The organism is Clostridium sp. Cult3 (assembly GCF_021655115.1).
Lineage (GTDB): Bacteria > Bacillota > Clostridia > Tissierellales > Tepidimicrobiaceae > PPXY01.
Genome location: NZ_PPXY01000001.1, coordinates 19,748 through 37,083, shown reverse-complemented (window position 1 = coordinate 37,083; position 17,336 = coordinate 19,748). Strand labels below are relative to the sequence as shown.

The following is a 17,336-nucleotide window of genomic DNA, read 5'->3' as shown; positions in this document are numbered from 1 at the left end:
AATTTCTCCCCAAAATATTGGGGGCAGAAGGAGTGTAAAGGGACACTCATAGGTTTATTGTATCACAAATGTCCATCCTTGTCAAATAGATTATTATACTATGAAAATCCTCCCTTGTCAATGCTTTTAGTATAAAATACTATTCTTCATAATATTCCAATATTCCTGATAGTATACCTTCCACCAATTTGCCTAAATAATCTTCATCCGTAAATTTCACTTCCTCATGGATATTGGATAGATAACCTATTTCTATCAATAGGGAACTTACATTTACACCCCTAAACACGTAAAAATTCCCCTCCTTGATACCCCTAGTGGGAATCTCTAATCTATCCATATTTTTTAATATAGATAGGCCTAACCTATGGCTGGCTTTATCATCTCTAAAATGAAACACCTCACAACCCTTTAGTGTAGAGTTGGGGTAATAGTCCATGTGAATGCTAATATAAAAATCGGGATAGATTTTATTGGCTTTCTTTATCCTATCCGTTGCTATTACATTTTCATCTCTATTTCTTGTAAGGTGGACTATAGCACCCTTTTCCTCCAGTTTTGTCTTCAGGTCTATGGAAAGCTTAAGGACTATATCCTTTTCCAATAGATTTAGATGGTCCCCTTTATGTCCGTAATCATCTCCCCCATGACCTGGGTCTACTATTAGTATCTTTCCAAAAAGAGGTTTTTTTATACAGGGTAGTCCAAAATCCTGTATATCTACACCAGTGTAGTAATATTTCAATATTTCCATAAAAGTATAGCCCTCCTGGGCCATCTTATTTGCTCCGTATTGGCAAAGACCTAGCCCATGCCCCCTACCCCTAGATACAAACTTGATCCCTGTTGGGAATAAGCTAAATCTAGTAGAGTACAAATCTAGAAGTTCCATAAGCTCTTTGCCTTGAAATACTTTATCTCCAATCTTTATAGACAATACTCTCCCATATTGGTCTTTTTCAATTTCCTCTACGAATTTTAGTATTTGGGTATTTACGCTAATATCCTCCTCAGGGAACTGTACCTCTAATGCTCTTTGTATTTCCTCTAGACTGAAACTCTTTTCTCCCTCCCAATAGGGAGAATCCTTACAATACTGGCATAATACTCGGCGCAAGTATATCACCTGATTTTCTATTACATTTTCTGCATTTTCCGTACTTCCACCACATACTAAATGGTATTTTGCATCAATTAACTTGTCCCTAAAAGTGATTGCCAATCCTCTAGTCTCCTCTACTGCTTTGTTTATTTTTTTGATATTTGTATGGTAATTCTCTTTATTAATATCCAAACTAATATCTCCTTCTCCTCCCAGTGCCCTAGAGGCCCTTAGTAGATTGGTCCTCAATATTACGGCTTGAGCCTTTAGGGCTTCCATGTGAAAATCTATATTTATTTCCAACGGCAATAGTATACCAACTAGTTCTTCTAGGGGCATTTCTATGATTTGATTTTTAACTCTATCAAAATATTTTATATGAAAATTATTTTCCATGGTTTTACCCCCTATTTATAGCTATTAATACATAATATGAAAAAATGATTGTTAAGTGATAGTTGTGGTATAATTATGATGTATAGACTAAGGAGGCGTTTTTATGAAAGGAACCATAGTATCTGCTTGGGTCAAAACCAGCAAGAATTTATTTGGAGAGGATTTGGTAAATGAAGCTTTAATCCAATATGGAATGGAACCCAATAGGGTGTTTACCCCTACAGAAGATATTGAAGATAGTAAAGCTATAGGATTTGTAAAATACATAGCCAACAGTATTGGCAAAGACACTGGAGAGGTTTGGCGACAAATAGGTATAGGAAATATTCAGACCTTTTCGAAGGATTATCCAGCCTTTTTTAGATATAAAAATCTATATTCCTTTCTAAGGGCCATGTATGATATTCATGTAGTGGTAACCAAGAGAATACCTGGAGCTAAACCTCCAATTCTAAATATAGAGCCAATAGATAAGAATACAGCCATCATGACCTATTCTTCCCCTCGGGGGATGTTTGGATATTTCTGCGGTATGCTTGAGGGGGCTAGCAAATATTTTCAAGAGGATATCCAAATCAAAACCTTGGAAAAAAGGGATGGATTCGTCAAGGTATCAATTGGATTTCAAGAGGAAATATATAGTAAGAAGGATTATCCCTTTAATAAGCTATTATCCTTGGGATTTATCAAAAGCTTTGAGGCTAAAGTTGCCATGGGATCCTTATTGTTGGGAGGACTACCTCTAGTCTTATTATCTAATCATATGGACAGTAGTATATTGATACCTATTACCTTAGCTATTTCCTTCTTGGTACCCTTTATAGTAGGCAAGGGCCTTTTGAGACCGCTAAATAGTATATTCAAGTCTATGGAGGAAATAGAAAGAAAAGATCTCTCTTTTGAGGAAAATATATACACCCATGACTTCCTAGAGGATATGAATCAAAGATTAAATGCAATTAAAAAGAGTATAAAGACGGACTTTGTAGGATATAAGGGAACTACCGATGAACTAAATGTATTTGCAGATAGATTTAACGACATATCTAGAAATATGGGCAGTACCTCTACGGAAATAACCAATGTAGTAGAGCAAGTATCTCATGGAGCTATCAGTCAAGCTGAGGAAACGGAAAATGCAGCTTACAGCTTAAACCACAGTATCCAACTTTTAAACGATATTTCCCATAGGGAAAATAAAGGCAAGGAGGCTTTAGAAGCAACCGTTGAGAATATAAATAAGGGCTTCGATAATCTAAAGTATACTTCCAACAATCTAAACCGTCTATTAGAAGAGTTCTCCCAGGTAAAGGAGAAGGGATTAGTCCTTCAAAACAGGGCCAAGAACGTTACGGAGATAGTGGATACGGTGGAGCAAATTGCAGAGCAGACCAATCTTTTAGCTTTGAATGCCAGTATTGAAGCCTCTAGAGCTGGTGAGTATGGAAGGGGCTTTACCGTAGTAGCTACGGAAATAAGAAAATTAGCAGAAGGATCTAAAGAAGCAGTACAAAATATAAACAGTATATTGGACTCCTTTATTAAGGAAATCGATGAATTGGTAGAAGATATAGAGGGACAATATGGGGTATTAGAAAAAGAAAATAACAGTCTAACCCATCTATCTAAGGAAACTAGCAATACGGTCAAGGCTATACAGGATGTGGCCGATTTAATTATCCAATTGATCAATGAGTTGGATAGGGAAACGGAATCCATGAACCAAATATCCAGTAGTATCCAATCCTTAGCTGCTATCGCTGAGGAAAATTCTGCCTCTAGTGAAGAAGTCAGCGCCAATGTGATGACCTATACCGAAGAGATAAAGAAGATGTCGGAAAACATATGGGAATTCAAAAAAGTATCGGAAGAGTTTAGTCAAGATCTAGAAAGATATATAATATAATTTTAGGCACCCAGGATTAAGGGTGCCTTATTATATCAATATACTGGCCTTTCCAATAGGGTTAATTCCCCCTTATGACCATCTAATCTTGCCCTTGCTCCAAAAGGTAAGGTTATCACAGGTTCACAATGGCCAGCTTTTAAATTGAACAGAGTAGGTTTGTTCATAGGCTTAATTATATCTTCCAGTACCTGTTCTAGGGTTAGAGAATCATCATATTCGGAGCTTTTGGCTACACAATTGTTGAAATCCCCAAGAATTATACCTTCTGCTTCCTTAAGCTTTCCTGCTAACCTTAACTGAGTGAGCATTCTATCGATTTGATAGGGTTCCTCCCCTACCTCCTCTATAAATAATATTTTTCCCTTTAAATCTATTTCATAAGGGGTTCCTAAGGTGTCAGCAATTAGGGAAAGATTTCCCCCTATGATGCTGCCTTCTGCTATACCTGGATTCATAGTCTTTAGCTCCTCTCCTGGAGGATTTTTTATATTTCTTAAGTATTCTCCTTCCATTATGAAATTGAACAAGCTTTTCTTGGAAAACTGGTTAAAATCTCCAAGCATATCCGATGCTACCATAGGTCCATGGAAGGTTATTAGCCGGGAAAATCTTGTTATAGCAATGTGGAGAGCTGTTATATCGCTGTAGCCTATAAATACCTTTGGGTGTTTTTTTATTAGATCATAATCCAATAATTCCAGTATCCTAGGGGTTCCATATCCTCCCCTTAGGCATATGATTCCATCTACTTCCTCATCTCTAAACATATGATTAATATCTTCAGCTCTTAGACTATCCGTACCTGCCAAATAGCCATATTTTTCATAGCAGCTTTTTCCCATCTTCACCTTGAAACCTAGGTCTTTTAGCTTTTTATGAGCTTTTTCAACATTTTCCTCCAGGGTGGGACTAGCTGGAGCAACAACCCCTATAGTATCTCCAAATTTTAATGCTTTTGGTTTTATCATATAATCCTCCTTAAATTAAGCACCAAAGAACAACCTGGTTACATAAACTGCCGTTAACAATCCAGCCAAGTCTGCCAACAATCCTACAGGCAGGGCATGTCTTGTTTTCTTTATGGATACAGCGCCAAAATATACTGCCAATACATAGAATGTAGTCTCCGTTGAACCCATCATGACTGCAGCTATTCGTCCAAATAACGATTCTGGACCGTAAGTGGTGATTATATCCGACATTACTCCTTGAGCCCCACCGCCAGATAAGGGTCTCATAAAGGCCATAGGTAGTACTTCTCCTGGGACACCGATAGCATTGGTCACAGGACTTAAGGCCTTTGTAAGTAAATCCATAGCTCCAGATGCTCTAAAGGCACCTACAGCCACTAACATAGCTACTAAAAAAGGAATAATCCTAACTGCTGTGTGAAATCCTTCTTTTGCTCCTTCAGTAAAGGATTCATATACTTTTACCTTTTTTACAAGTCCAAAGCTGACTATTCCTACAAAGGTAAAGGGTATTGCATATTTTGAAATAATCTCCATTACTTTTACAAACATATATATTCCTCCTCTACTCTATTTATTTTCCGATTCTTCGTAGTCCATCTGATATTTAGGCATTTTACTAAATATTTTAGTGGCAATGATAGCCACAATAGTCGATACGGTAGTGGCTATTATAGTAGGTCCAATTATTTCCGTAGGATTCTTTGCTCCTGCTGCTGCAAGAATTGCTATAGTCGATGCTGGTATTAGAGTTACTGATGAGGTATTTATTGCCAAAAACATTACCATAGCATCTGTTGCTGTATCCTTTTTGTCATTTAATGTCTGTAGTTCCTGCATAGCTTTTAATCCTAAAGGCGTGGCAGCATTTCCTAGTCCTAGTATATTAGCTGCCATATTCATGACCATAGCTCCCATGGCGGGATGGTCTGCTGGTACCTCTGGGAATAATCTTGTGGTAATAGGCTTCAAGGCCTTAGCTAATTTTTCTACAAGACCTGAATCCTCGGCTATCTTCATAATACCTAACCACAAAGACATAACCCCTATCAACCCCAAAGCCAATTCTACGCCAGTCTTTGCATTTTCAATGACTGCATTAGTTACTTCTTCTACATTTCCTGTTAATGCTCCTACGACAAAACCTATAATCAATAGGCCTGCCCAAATAAAATTAATCATGACAATTTCCCCCTTTGTTTAAAATTGCAAGTTTTAGGTTTATAAAATTCATTTTATAACTAATTCAGAATAATATCAATAAAAAAATGCCAGAGGTTTCTGACATTTTTTATCATATATCTATTTAAATATTCAATAACCAAGATGCTACTGAAAAATACACCATTAAACTTAAAGCATCTACTATAGTAGTAATAAGAGGTCCTGCCATTATGGCTGGGTCTATATTCATCTTTTTAGCTATCATAGGTAGTACTCCACCTACAACCTTAGCAATTACAACGGTTATAAACAAGGTAATGGATACTGTAAGGGATATCATTGCTCCTACATCATCAAATAGATAGATTCTAAAGAAGTTTACTACTGCCAAAGCAGCTCCTACTATTATACTAATTCTAAGCTCCTTTAGCATAACCTTTCCAGCATCCTTCAGGTCTATTTCTCCCAAGGCTAGACCACGGATTATCAATGTGGAGGATTGACTGCCGGAGTTACCACCGGTGTCCATTAGCATTGGGATAAAAGCTGTTAGCACTACCACCGACTGAAGAATATCTTCAAATTTTCGGATGATACCCCCTGTAAAAGTGGCAGATATCATCAATACCAATAGCCATATTATCCTGTGCTTTGCTAGGGAAAATACACTAGCATCTAGATATTTTTCCTCTGATGGAGACATAGCTGCCATCTTTTGAAAGTCCTCTGTAGTCTCCTGATCGATTACATCCATAATATCGTCTACGGTTATTATTCCTGTCAATCGATCTTCTTTGTCTACTACTGGCAAGGCTAAAAAGCCGTATTTTTTAAATATTCCTGCTACCGTTTCCTGGTCGTCGTGAGTATGAACATAGATTACGTCCCTATCCATTATCTCTTCGATAGATAGATTCTCTTCACTTATGACCAATTTCCTCAGGGAAACTATGCCTTCTAATTTCCTATTTCTGTCCGTTACATAACATGTATACACGGTTTCCTTGTCTAGTCCCGTTTTTTTAATGTGTTCCAAGGCATCTTTTACAGTCATGGTCTTTTTTAAATCCACGTATTCTATAGTCATTATACTGCCTGCAGAATCAGGTGGATACTTTAAAAATTGATTGATTAAGTTTCTTTCCTCTTCTTTGGCATTTAACAGTATCTTCTTAACTATGTTTGCAGGCACTTCTTCTATTATATCGATCATATCGTCAAAAAATAATTCATCTATTATATCCTTTAATTCCTTATCCGTTACCAGACTTATGAATTCCCTTTGTTGCTCTACGGAAAAATGAGCAAACACATCTACTGCTAAATCCTTAGGTAACATTCGGAATATCAATAAAGATGTATGAATATCTAAGGGTTCTAACAATTCAGCTACGTCTACTTGATTCATATCTTCCAATTCTTTTTTTAATGTTACGTATTTCTTTTCTCTAATTAAATATTCAAGTCTTCTTTCATCCATATTAACCCCCCTTAGAAGAACCATAGCCTGTGGTAATGACTAGGGTTCTTCTTATTTAGTTTTAATAAATAATCATCGTCGCTACACCTGGGTAAAGGTCCAGAATCCACTAATCATCACCCCCTTATGTTCTCCCGCAGGGAAATCTAAATTCCTATAACAATAGATTATTAGATTAGCAACTAATTTTCAAGACAAAAATTGCTTTTTTGAAATATTTTTTGTCGTAATCGTCGTTGCATATTATTGTAACATATATTATAGAAATTATTAAACTCCATTAAAAAAAGATAGGCCATGCCTATCTTTTTAGCAGGTGGATCCACCTCTATCTGGAATAACACTAAATCCACGTCTTAACCAGCTATCACTATAATCTACGGTAAAAGCACCAAAAGCATCTGCTAGGTCTTCCTCTATTAAAAATGTGAAGTCTCCTATCTCTGCTTTCGTATCTCCATCTTTAAGCTCATCCAGAGCTAAACCAAAGGATGGGCCGCCTCAACCATAAGCTGCGATATAAATTCTCAAAGGTTTCTTTTCTTCTCTTGTATCCATTACCTTCTTTAGTTCTTCTTGAGCTTTTTCGGTTACATTTATATTCATATTTATTCCTCCTGTATTTATATTTTGTTATATAATATATACCCCCCATGGGTACATTAAAACATTTTATACTATTTATCTGTATTAGTCAAGAAAAATAAAAGCCCCCTAACTTGCGTTAGAGGGTTCCCCTACATAGCCCTTCCTGGTATTATTACATCAATTATTCCTATGACTAATGCACCTATTATGGCTCCCCATACTGATATATTAAACCCTGGCACTATAAATTTGGTAGCATATAATATTATTGCGGCTACGATAAAACCAGTAATACCTCTGCCAAAAGGCGTTGCATTGACCCCAGTAAATTTTTGTACCAGATAGTCTAGCAAGGCTATCACTACTGCCGCTAATATAAGACTCCATAAATTATTTATAGAGAATCCAGGAGTTAAGAAAGCTGCAATTCCAACTACTATTGCAGTAACTAATATCCTTATGAGGATTTCTCCTATATCCCAGTCCTTTGATTTATCCTGATTTGTCCTATTTCTGTTTCTATCTTCATTATTATCCATTAACTCACCTCCTGATATAAGAATGTCCATAAATTATTTTTTTATACAAATTTACGATAAATATTTTTAAGTTTTTAACATATGATATTTTTATAGTGCAAAGGGTATATAAAGTATGATAATATAATATAAAGATTAAAAGTGAGGTGGAAATATAATGGAAATTACTAAAGATATGCTAGTAGGGGAAGTTATACGCAATAAGCCAGAATCAGTAGAAGTATTGCTAAACTTTGGTTTAGGATGTATTGGTTGTCCAGCAAGCCAAATGGAGAGCCTAGAAGAAGCTGCCATGGTTCATGGGTTGGATATAGATGAATTAATAAAAGCATTAAATGCATAAAAAACAAGGGACCTCTTTCTCTAACACTAGTGTTAGAGAAAGAGGTCCCTTACTTACCTAATTATTTTATCTGTCAAGTAATTGATCGATTTTTGCTTTATCAAAACCTACTATCTCTTCTCCGTCGATTAATAGCACTGGAACTCCCATATGTCCCATGTTCATTAGTTCCTTTCTTGCATCCTTATCAGTTTGAATATTCTTTTCCGTATAGTTTACACCTTTCTCATCTAAATATCCCTTTGCTGCTACACAGTATGGACATGTATTACTAGTGAATATTACTACATCAGCCATTTTATATTCCTCCTTAATCATTTTCAATTATTGTTTACATTATATATTATACCCCCATAGGGTATTGGTGTCAAGTATTTCATCCTAATGTTATATTACCCTGGTATTTGTTAGATTAATCAAAATACTAATTTTATTTTGTTATCAAATTTGACATAATAAGGTTAAAGTACTATAATAGTACATTAATTATAGAAATCAGATGTATTAGAAAGCGGTGACAAAGTTGCAAAATTACATGGAAATTTTAGTCGATGAAGTTTTTAACGAAGTAAAGGGAAAATACGATATATGTGAGAACCATAATTGCGAAAACGATATTAAAGCCATTGCGCTGAATAGCCTTCCTCCTGTATATTTTTTATCTTCCATAAGCGAAGGGGAGAAGAAGGCATTTTTATTGGATAGGCAAAGAAAGATTACTGTATTGGCTAAAATTACGGAAGCTGTGGATATAGTCTGTGACAAGTGTGAAAACAGGGAAAAAATGAGGGATAGCTTATAACCCTCATTTTTTTAATCATGTCTTACATGGTCCATACCTTGTTTGAACAACTGCAATACATGGTCGTCGTCCAAGGAATATATGACCATCTTCCCTTCTTTTTTGAACTTTACAAGTCTTAAGTTTCTCAGAAGTCTTAGGTGATGGGATATGGCCGATTGGGTCATGTCCAACAGATTTGCAATATCGCATACACATAAAGGCTGTTTTGATAAAACATATATTATTCTAAGTCTTGTAGGATCTGCTAAAGCCTTAAAAGTTTGGGCTAAGCGGTTTATGGTCTCTTCGTCGTATATGCTCTCTTTGATTTCTTTAAGAGTAATATCATCTGTTGCACTCACTTCACAAACTTCTTTTTCTTCAATATTGTTATTCAATTTAGTTTAAACTAACCTCCCTTTTTTTATTTTAGGTATCAATAGGCAGGTACCATAGGATTTAGTGGATATATTATCTTGCCCGTCATAGGGTCGATATACAATATCCAATATCCCAATCCATTAGCTGATTCATACCAAGTATTAAAACCTGTAATCCCCTTAAAGGGATATTCTGATGTAGCAAATTTACCTGGAACTCCATAGATATAGTATTTGGTTTCCCTATCTTCTTTGTACATGCCAAATAGATAGTGGCCGTATTTTCTAATTAAATCAAAGCAGGTAGTCGAATTGTTTAAGAAAGGATATTTATAATCAGTGCTCATTAAATAATTAAAATAGGGTAGAAAGCCTTTGTAAGAATCGGTACCATCATCATCTATCCGCCACCAACTATAGCCATGAAGATTTAATTTTAGAGGCTGTACATATGGGAAGAACCTGAGTATACTCAATATATAGTTGGTCATCTGATTTTTGTGGTTTAATCTACGTATATATTCTAAGGATTGATAGTTTTCCATTTTATGATGGGCACTATCCTCCTGTTCATATTTGGATTCATCTATGTCTATGGATTTTTCTTCTTCTACTTCGAAGGGTTCTATAGGTTCTTCTAGATCTTCTTCTATTTCCTCTATTTCTATCTCTTCCGTTTCTTCTATTTCCTCTAGAACCTCTTCAGCCTCATCTATGATTATGGATTCTAGCTCTTCTTCTATAACGGGTATTTCTTCCGTTAGTTCTTCTATTGTAAGTTCTTCCGATGCCTTTACCTCTAGGGCTACTGTTTCTATTTCTTCTATACTACTATTTTCTATACTATCATTCCTATTGCTGTCTAAACTTTCTTCCTCTAGAATAAGGGTTTTTACATATCTATCTATGGTTCCTCTATCCTTATCAATATAACCACCTAATAATATATATATACCCTTTCTTATAAGAATAGCATCTATTTCATCTATTGAAAAGCCCTTTAATTCCAAATCCCTTAAGTTTAGACTAAAGTCCGTCCTAGATCTACCCCTTTCATCGGTAATTATCCTACCTAAGTCGTATTCACCTACTTCTCCTCCTTGATCCTTCAATAGATATACCCGATAATCCTCTTCTTTTTGGCAGTTTTCTGTATTTATACTTAAAACTCCCCTTGTTCCTCTCACTTCAATTTTAACATGACCCTTTGGATCTAGTCCTACAATATTCGTGTAATCGTTTTTTAGTATGATATATTTTCTAATGTATGTAAAGTTTCCAGACATAAAAACCCCCCTTTATAATCTTTATACTAATATATGTTTAAAGGGGGTAATGTTTCACTAATCTTTATGAAATCTTCAATTTTTAAGTTCTCCGCCCTAAGGTTTGGAGCAATATTCAACTTTTCTAATACTTCTCTAATAATATCCTTCTCAAGACCTAATTCCCCTGAGGATAAGGCGTTTAAAATGGTCTTTCGTCTCTTTCCAAAGGCAGATCTAACCACCTTGAAAAACACTTCCCTGTCTACCTCTGGTAGGTCCTCCTTCAACTTTAGCTTGATTACTGCTGAGTCCACCCTTGGTTGAGGCATAAATACGGTTTTAGGTACCCTTATACCTATCTCTGGATAGGTGTAGAAATTTACAAATACGGAAAGAGAACCATACTGTTTGTTACCAGGCATGGAAACCATTCTATCGGCTACTTCTTTTTGAACCATTACTATGATGGAATGAATATTTAAATTCTCTTCCAATAGTTTAGCTATTATAGGTGTAGTTACATAATAGGGTAGATTGGCAACTACCTTAATGGGCCCTCCTTCCATCTTTTCGTCTATAATTCTTTGAATATCCGTATTCAATATATCCCCGTGGATTATTTCCACATTGCCATATGCCCCTAGGGTTTCATCTAGTATGGGAAGGAGACCTTTGTCTATTTCTACTGCCACTACTTTTTTAGCCTTTAGGGCTAATTCCTCCGTTAAAGTTCCAATGCCTGGACCTATTTCCAATACATAATCTTCCTCTGTAATCTCTCCTACTTGGGATATTTTCCTAACTATATTGCCATCGATTAAAAAGTTTTGACCTAAACTCTTGGAAAATTCAAATCCATATCTATTTAAAATTTTCTTTACATATTTGGGGGAATACAATCTTTTATCTATCATATCCATCTATCTCCTCTATGGCTTTTATGAATTCCTCTTTAGTTATTCCAAAGTTATTTAATCTATTTAAAAGCTGTTTGGAATTGCAGTAGCCTATACCCAGTACATCGCCTAGTTTTTCTCTTTTCTTTCTAGAGTTTAAACCACCTATCAATCCTAAGTCTATCAAATCTTCCTTGGTAAATTCCTGTCTTTTCTCTGTAATTATAGGCCTTGCCTTTTCAATAGCCTCTATAATATCTTCTCGAGTGGCGTTTTCCACTCCAATATCCCCTTTTTTTAGGGCCTTCCCTCTGGGAAGAAAAGCGTGTTTACAGTTTTTTAACTCTTTGCTTAGACCTTTCCTTATCTTTTCCCCAGCGAAGTCTGGATCGGTTAGTATGATTACGCCTCTATTTTCAGCCACCACCTTCAATTTATCTATAAATCCTTTATCATATCCAAAGCCTCCTGTGGCAATAACTTCCGCTTCTACTGCACTCTTTACCGCCTGTATATCGTCCTTTCCTTCTACTACTATTATCTCCTTTATCAATAGACCACCACCTTTTTTTGGGACAGTGGGGACGGTTCTCCCTGTCCCACTCCTGTCCCATTAACCTATTCTAAATAATTTTTTCGTATTTTCTGATGTTTTTGTAGCTACTTCCTCAAAGGATATTCCCCTTAATTCTGCTATAGTGCCAGCTACCTGTCTTACATATACCGGTTCATTTCTCTTGCCCCTATAGGGTTCTGGAGTTAAATAGGGGGAGTCGGTTTCTATCAACAATCTATCCATGGGCACCGTCTTAGCTACTTCTTTTACTATTCTAGCATTTTTAAAGGTTACTGGCCCAGCTATAGATATATAAAAGCCTAACTTTATATATTCTAAAGCCATCTCCACACTACCAGAATAACAGTGAAGTACTCCTTTTAAACTACCATCCTGGGCAGATTTCAGTATGTCAAAAGTATCCCCTGCTGCATCCCTTGAATGGATAATGACTGGTAGATCTACTTCTTTGGCTAAGTCCAGCTGTTCTATAAACCTATGTTTTTGGATATCCCTAGGAGAGTTGTCATAATAATAGTCTAGACCAATCTCCCCTATGGCTACTACCTTTTCCCTATTGGTAAAGGACTTTAAAACCTCTAGGGTAGATTCATCCATTTCCTTTGCCGAGTGGGGGTGAATCCCCACTGCAGCATATATATTATCATATTGTTCTGATAGGGATACTGATTTTATACTGGATTGTAAATCAGCACCAGGATTTATGACTAAATCCACTCCTACATCCTTTAGGGATTTGATGAGTTCATCCCTGTCCTTGTCAAATCTCGTATCATCTAAATGTGCATGACTATCGATTAGCATCCTTTCACTCCTTATGATATTGTAGCTCCTGATTCTATATCTTCCAATGTGGATACTAAAGTAAGTTTTCCGTCCTTTTCTGCTGCTAATACCATACCGTGGGATTCTTCTCCTCTTAATTTAATTGGTTTTAAGTTTGCAACTATAACTACCTTTTTACCAACTAATTCCTCTGGGGTATAGTATTGTTTTATGCCCGATACTACTTGCCTTGTCTCATCTCCTACTTTCAATTGTAGTATGAGAAGCTTATCTGCATTTGGATGATCTTTTACTTCAACAATTTCCGCTACTTTAAATTCAACCTTTGCAAAGTCATCTATAGTTATATATTGTTCTTCTTTCTTTTTATCCTCCAATTTTTTGCTCCTTTCATCTACTAACTTTTGATTTGCTTCGTCAAGTCTTACCAATTCCTTATCTATATCCAATCTTGGGAATAATACTTGGCCTCTATTAACTTTAGTACCTGATTCTATTTTACCCCAAATTCCTCCATCTTCCCAGTTAATATTTTCGTCTAGGCCAATTTGCTTTAATATTTCCTTAGAGGTCCTTTCCATAAAAGGATTGATAAGGGTGGCTATGATCCTAATACTTTCAGTTAAATTATACAATACGGTGTCAAGTCTTTCCTTTTCCTCTTCCTTGGCTAGTATCCAAGGAGTGGTCTCATCTATATATTTGTTAGTCCTTCTAACTACTTTCCAAATCTCCTCTAAAGCTTGGCTGTAGTTTAGTTTATCCATATTTTGTTCTACCTTTGCCTTAGCATTGGTAGCTACTTCTATTAAAGATTTATCTACTTCCTCCTCCTTGGCTGGTGCAGGAAGAATTCCTTCATTATATTTTTCCACCATGGTAACAGTTCTACTTACTAGATTACCTAAATCATTAGCCAAATCGGAATTGATTCTCTGTAAAAATTTCTCTCTGGAGAAGGAACCATCTTGACCAAAGGAGAATTCCCTCAATAGGAAGTATCTAAAGGCATCTATTCCATATAGTTCTATTAGTGGTTCAGGATAGATTACATTTCCCTTGGATTTTGACATCTTGTCATCTTCAAACAGTATCCAACCATGGCCAAATACCTTATCTGGCAATTCCATATCTAATGCCATAAGCACTGCAGGCCATATTACCGTATGGAATCTAACTATTTCCTTTCCTACTAGATGGACATTGGCTGGCCAATATTTCTTGAACTTTTGGTCTTCTTCTGTGCCGTATCCTAAGGCTGTAATATAGCACAGAAGGGCGTCTATCCACACATATACTACATGTTTGGAGTCGAAGGGTACTTTTATTCCCCAATCAAAACTAGTTCTAGATACGCAAAGATCCTCTAACCCTTCTTTTAAGAAGTTGTTTAGCATCTCATTTTTTCTAGATTCTGGTTGTAAAAATTCTGGTCTATCTTCGTAAAGCTGGATTATCCTATCTCTATACTTGGATAGTCTAAAGAAATAAGCTTCTTCCTTAGTTAAGTGAACTTCTCTACCACAATCAGGGCACTTCCCATCTATTAGTTGGGATTCAGACCAAAAGGATTCACAAGGCGTGCAATACAATCCTTCATAGGTGGATTTGTAGATATCCCCTTGTTCGTATAGTTTTTCAAATACCTTTTGTACTATTTTTTCGTGTTGTTTATCGGTAGTCCTAATAAATGCATCATAATCTACTTCTAACATGGCCCAAAGTTTCTTTATGTCTGCTACTATTCCATCTACATATTCCTTTGGTTCCATATGGTTTTCTTTTGCTTTTTCCTGAATTTTTTGTCCATGTTCGTCAGAGCCAGTGACTAGATATACATCATAGCCTTGAGCTTTTTTAAATTTTTTCAACGTATCAGCTGCTACTGTAGTGTAAGTGTGACCTATATGAAGATTGTCGCTTGGATAATATATAGGCGTGGTGATATAAAATTTTTCCATGGTTTTCCCTCCTATTTTATTTAAATAAAAAAACCTTCATCTCCTTATATAGAGACGAAGGCATACTCTCGTGTTACCACTCTAATTCGTTTAAACTTCACAGTCTAAACCTCTAAAGGTTACCTACATAACCTTGCATATGATAACGGATGCAACCGCTACAGCCTACTATATTCAGCTGTAAAGTTTAGGGGCCATATTCGAATTAGCCTTCAACACTGGCTTTCACCTAACCCAGCTCTCTAAAGTCTAGGACTAACCCTACTCTTCCCTTCATTACCTTTATTTTATAATGGCTTATTTATTTAAATAATATACAGTAGTTTATTATATTTGTCAAGTAGTTAAGGAGTTCTGAAGAAATTGGCACTATTTCAATATATCTAAAGCTTTGGATATGATATTTTCCTCTGTTAGACCATATTTTTCATATAATTCATCAGGTTTTCCTGATTCTCCAAAGGTATCTTCCACTGCAACAGCCTTCACCTTACATGGTTGTTTTTCCACTATTATTTCTGATATAGCACTATATAGACCGCCATATTTAAAGTGGTCTTCTGCTACGACTATACCTTTGGTCTCCCGGGCTGCTTTTAAGACTATCTCCACATCTAAAGGCTTTATAGTTGGCATATCTATCACCCTTGCCCTTATTCCTTTTGCTTCTAGTTTTTGTGCTGCCCTATAGGATATATCTACCATGGAACCATGGGCGATGATGGCTATGTCTTGGCCATCCTTCAACATATATCCTTTACCTATTTCAAACTCCATATCCTCAGAAAAATGAATAGGGCATTCCTTCCTTCCTATTCTCACGTATACTGGGCCTTGATAGGATATGGCCTTTTCTACAGCCTTGCTTGTAGAAATTTCGTCAGAGGGTGCCAATACCACCATATTAGGCAATCCCCTCATAAGCCCTATATCATCTAAACTTTGGTGTATGGCCCCATCTAATCCTACAGCTAATCCTGGGTGAGTAGACATTATCTTTACATTTAGATTGGAGTAAGCTACCGATTGTCTTATCTGATCATAAACCCTCCCTGGTGCAAAGCATGCAAAAGTACTAGCTATAGGGATGAAGCCTACTCTGGCTAATCCTGCTGCTACTCCTATCATATTTTGCTCTGCTATTCCTACGTTCAAATATCTATTAGGAAATTTTTCTGCAAAGTAGCAAGTTTTGGTTCCACCTGCTAGATCTCCATCTAAAACAAATATCTTATCATTTGTATCTCCTAGTTTTGCTAGAGTCTCCCCAAAGGCATCTCTCGGTGCTTTGATATTAGCCATTTAACTTCGCCTCCTCACTTCTTATTTCCTCAAGAGCTTTATCATATTCTTCTTCATCCATCTTTTTAGAATGCCATTCAATCCTATCCTCCATGAAGGATACGCCCTTGCCTTTTACCGTATTTGCTACTATCACATTAGCATGATCTGGCTTTATGCTATTAAAGGCCTCTTCTATCTCTTCAAAATCGTGACCATCTATTTCAATTACATTGTAATTGAAGGCCTCTAATTTTTCCTTTAGCTTCCATTGGCCTACTATATTGGCGGAATAATCTGCTAACTGTATTTTATTATTGTCTATGATGGGAATTACATTGTCCAACTGAAGGGAACCATTTAACATAAGAGCTTCCCATATCTGCCCTTCTTGGATTTCCCCATCTCCTAACATGATATAAACCTTATTTTTAATGCCTTTCTTTTTATAGCCAAGACCTATGCCAATTCCAAAGGATAAGCCTTGACCTAAGGAGCCCGTACTACACTCTACTCCCGGAACTGAGTCTATGTGGGTATGGCCTTGTAGTCTAGTGTTTATCTTTCTATAGGTTGCCAATTCCTCCACAGGGAAAAAGCCCCTTCTGGCCAATATACTATAGTAGCTTAAGGACGCATGACCTTTACTCATTATGAATATATCCCTATCTTTTTTGTATGGGTTAGATGGATCAATATCCATAAGTTCAAAGTATAAGTAAGTCATTATTTCCACTGCAGAAAAAGCTCCACCTAAATGGCCAGATTTAGCTTCCATTTGCATATCTAAACAGTCTTTTCTAATATCAATGGCTACTTGTTTTAATTCTTTCAGTCTGTTTTTATCCATTGTGCCCTCCTTATTCTAGATAAAATAAAAGGTAGAGAGATCTACCTTTTATTTTATAAAC

The 17,336-nt window shown here is 36.2% G+C and carries 19 protein-coding genes and 1 other annotated feature; of the genes, 3 read left to right on the top strand and 16 right to left on the bottom strand.

Features of this window, described 5'->3' with window-relative positions:
* Positions 1–139: 139 nt before the first annotated feature.
* Positions 140–1,498, bottom strand: a complete 1,359-nt coding sequence (locus tag C3E88_RS00210; RefSeq protein ID WP_236908032.1) for an N-acetylmuramoyl-L-alanine amidase — start codon at positions 1,496–1,498, stop codon at positions 140–142.
* Positions 1,499–1,601: 103 nt separating this feature from the next.
* Here C3E88_RS00210 and C3E88_RS00205 point away from each other — a divergent pair, with 103 nt between their 5' ends.
* The gene (locus tag C3E88_RS00205) at positions 1,602–3,404 is read left to right on the top strand and encodes a heme NO-binding domain-containing protein (protein WP_236908031.1); all 1,803 of its coding nucleotides are present in this window, start codon (positions 1,602–1,604) and stop codon (positions 3,402–3,404) included.
* A gap of 35 nt (positions 3,405–3,439) precedes the next feature.
* Here C3E88_RS00205 and C3E88_RS00200 read toward each other — a convergent pair whose 3' ends face one another.
* The 6 genes from C3E88_RS00200 to C3E88_RS00180 all read right to left on the bottom strand — a co-directional run bounded on the left by C3E88_RS00200 (position 3,440) and on the right by C3E88_RS00180 (position 8,149).
* Complete coding sequence (locus C3E88_RS00200) at positions 3,440–4,375, bottom strand: S66 peptidase family protein (RefSeq protein WP_236908030.1); 936 nt, start codon at positions 4,373–4,375, stop codon at positions 3,440–3,442.
* Positions 4,376–4,390: 15 nt separating this feature from the next.
* A complete protein-coding gene (locus tag C3E88_RS00195; RefSeq protein ID WP_236908029.1) occupies positions 4,391–4,930 on the bottom strand; it encodes a spore maturation protein in 540 nt (179 codons plus the stop codon).
* Positions 4,931–4,948: 18 nt separating this feature from the next.
* The gene (locus C3E88_RS00190; protein ID WP_236908028.1) at positions 4,949–5,560 is read right to left on the bottom strand and encodes a nucleoside recognition domain-containing protein; all 612 of its coding nucleotides are present in this window, start codon (positions 5,558–5,560) and stop codon (positions 4,949–4,951) included.
* Positions 5,561–5,684: 124 nt separating this feature from the next.
* Positions 5,685–7,022: a magnesium transporter gene (mgtE, locus tag C3E88_RS00185; protein ID WP_236908027.1), complete on the bottom strand. Its 1,338-nt coding sequence runs from the start codon at positions 7,020–7,022 to the stop codon at positions 5,685–5,687.
* A gap of 309 nt (positions 7,023–7,331) precedes the next feature.
* A complete protein-coding gene (locus tag C3E88_RS12465; protein ID WP_442870621.1) occupies positions 7,332–7,628 on the bottom strand; it encodes an iron-sulfur cluster biosynthesis family protein in 297 nt (98 codons plus the stop codon).
* A gap of 131 nt (positions 7,629–7,759) precedes the next feature.
* Positions 7,760–8,149, bottom strand: coding sequence for a phage holin family protein (locus tag C3E88_RS00180; protein ID WP_236908026.1), 390 nt, complete (start codon positions 8,147–8,149; stop codon positions 7,760–7,762).
* 157 nt (positions 8,150–8,306) lie between these two features.
* On the opposite strand from C3E88_RS00180, the gene C3E88_RS00175 reads away from it, so the two are divergent.
* Positions 8,307–8,492 (top strand): DUF1858 domain-containing protein, encoded by a 186-nt coding sequence (locus tag C3E88_RS00175; protein WP_236908025.1) that lies wholly within the window; start codon positions 8,307–8,309, stop codon positions 8,490–8,492.
* A 66-nt stretch (positions 8,493–8,558) separates the two neighbouring features.
* Here C3E88_RS00175 and C3E88_RS00170 read toward each other — a convergent pair whose 3' ends face one another.
* Positions 8,559–8,789, bottom strand: coding sequence for a glutaredoxin family protein (locus tag C3E88_RS00170; protein WP_236908024.1), 231 nt, complete (start codon positions 8,787–8,789; stop codon positions 8,559–8,561).
* 238 nt (positions 8,790–9,027) lie between these two features.
* Here C3E88_RS00170 and C3E88_RS00165 point away from each other — a divergent pair, with 238 nt between their 5' ends.
* On the top strand, positions 9,028–9,294 hold the full coding sequence (locus C3E88_RS00165) for a late competence development ComFB family protein (protein WP_236908023.1): 267 nt from the start codon (positions 9,028–9,030) through the stop codon (positions 9,292–9,294).
* A gap of 11 nt (positions 9,295–9,305) precedes the next feature.
* On the opposite strand, the gene C3E88_RS00160 is transcribed toward C3E88_RS00165, so the two are convergent.
* From C3E88_RS00160 to C3E88_RS00125, 8 genes are all read right to left on the bottom strand, one after another.
* Positions 9,306–9,620: an ArsR/SmtB family transcription factor gene (locus C3E88_RS00160; RefSeq protein ID WP_236908093.1), complete on the bottom strand. Its 315-nt coding sequence runs from the start codon at positions 9,618–9,620 to the stop codon at positions 9,306–9,308.
* A 92-nt stretch (positions 9,621–9,712) separates the two neighbouring features.
* Positions 9,713–10,942, bottom strand: coding sequence for a hypothetical protein (locus C3E88_RS00155; protein ID WP_236908022.1), 1,230 nt, complete (start codon positions 10,940–10,942; stop codon positions 9,713–9,715).
* A gap of 26 nt (positions 10,943–10,968) precedes the next feature.
* Positions 10,969–11,838 carry a 16S rRNA (adenine(1518)-N(6)/adenine(1519)-N(6))-dimethyltransferase RsmA gene (gene rsmA, locus C3E88_RS00150; RefSeq protein ID WP_336513041.1) on the bottom strand — a complete coding sequence of 290 codons (870 nt, stop codon included), beginning with the start codon at positions 11,836–11,838 and terminating at the stop codon, positions 10,969–10,971.
* A complete protein-coding gene (gene rnmV, locus C3E88_RS00145) occupies positions 11,828–12,373 on the bottom strand; it encodes a ribonuclease M5 (protein WP_236908020.1) in 546 nt (181 codons plus the stop codon). Before rnmV ends, rsmA begins: the two co-directional genes overlap by 11 nt.
* Before the next feature lie 60 nt (positions 12,374–12,433).
* Entirely contained in the window at positions 12,434–13,201 is a 768-nt protein-coding gene (locus C3E88_RS00140) for a TatD family hydrolase (RefSeq protein WP_236908019.1), read from the bottom strand.
* 11 nt (positions 13,202–13,212) lie between these two features.
* Positions 13,213–15,144 carry a methionine--tRNA ligase gene (gene metG / locus C3E88_RS00135; protein WP_236908018.1) on the bottom strand — a complete coding sequence of 644 codons (1,932 nt, stop codon included), beginning with the start codon at positions 15,142–15,144 and terminating at the stop codon, positions 13,213–13,215.
* A 47-nt stretch (positions 15,145–15,191) separates the two neighbouring features.
* Positions 15,192–15,430, bottom strand: a binding site (T-box leader).
* An 83-nt stretch (positions 15,431–15,513) separates the two neighbouring features.
* Complete coding sequence (locus C3E88_RS00130; protein WP_236908017.1) at positions 15,514–16,446, bottom strand: transketolase family protein; 933 nt, start codon at positions 16,444–16,446, stop codon at positions 15,514–15,516.
* Complete coding sequence (locus C3E88_RS00125; protein WP_236908016.1) at positions 16,439–17,275, bottom strand: transketolase; 837 nt, start codon at positions 17,273–17,275, stop codon at positions 16,439–16,441. The genes C3E88_RS00130 and C3E88_RS00125 overlap by 8 nt, the downstream gene beginning before the upstream one ends.
* Positions 17,276–17,336: the final 61 nt, after the last annotated feature.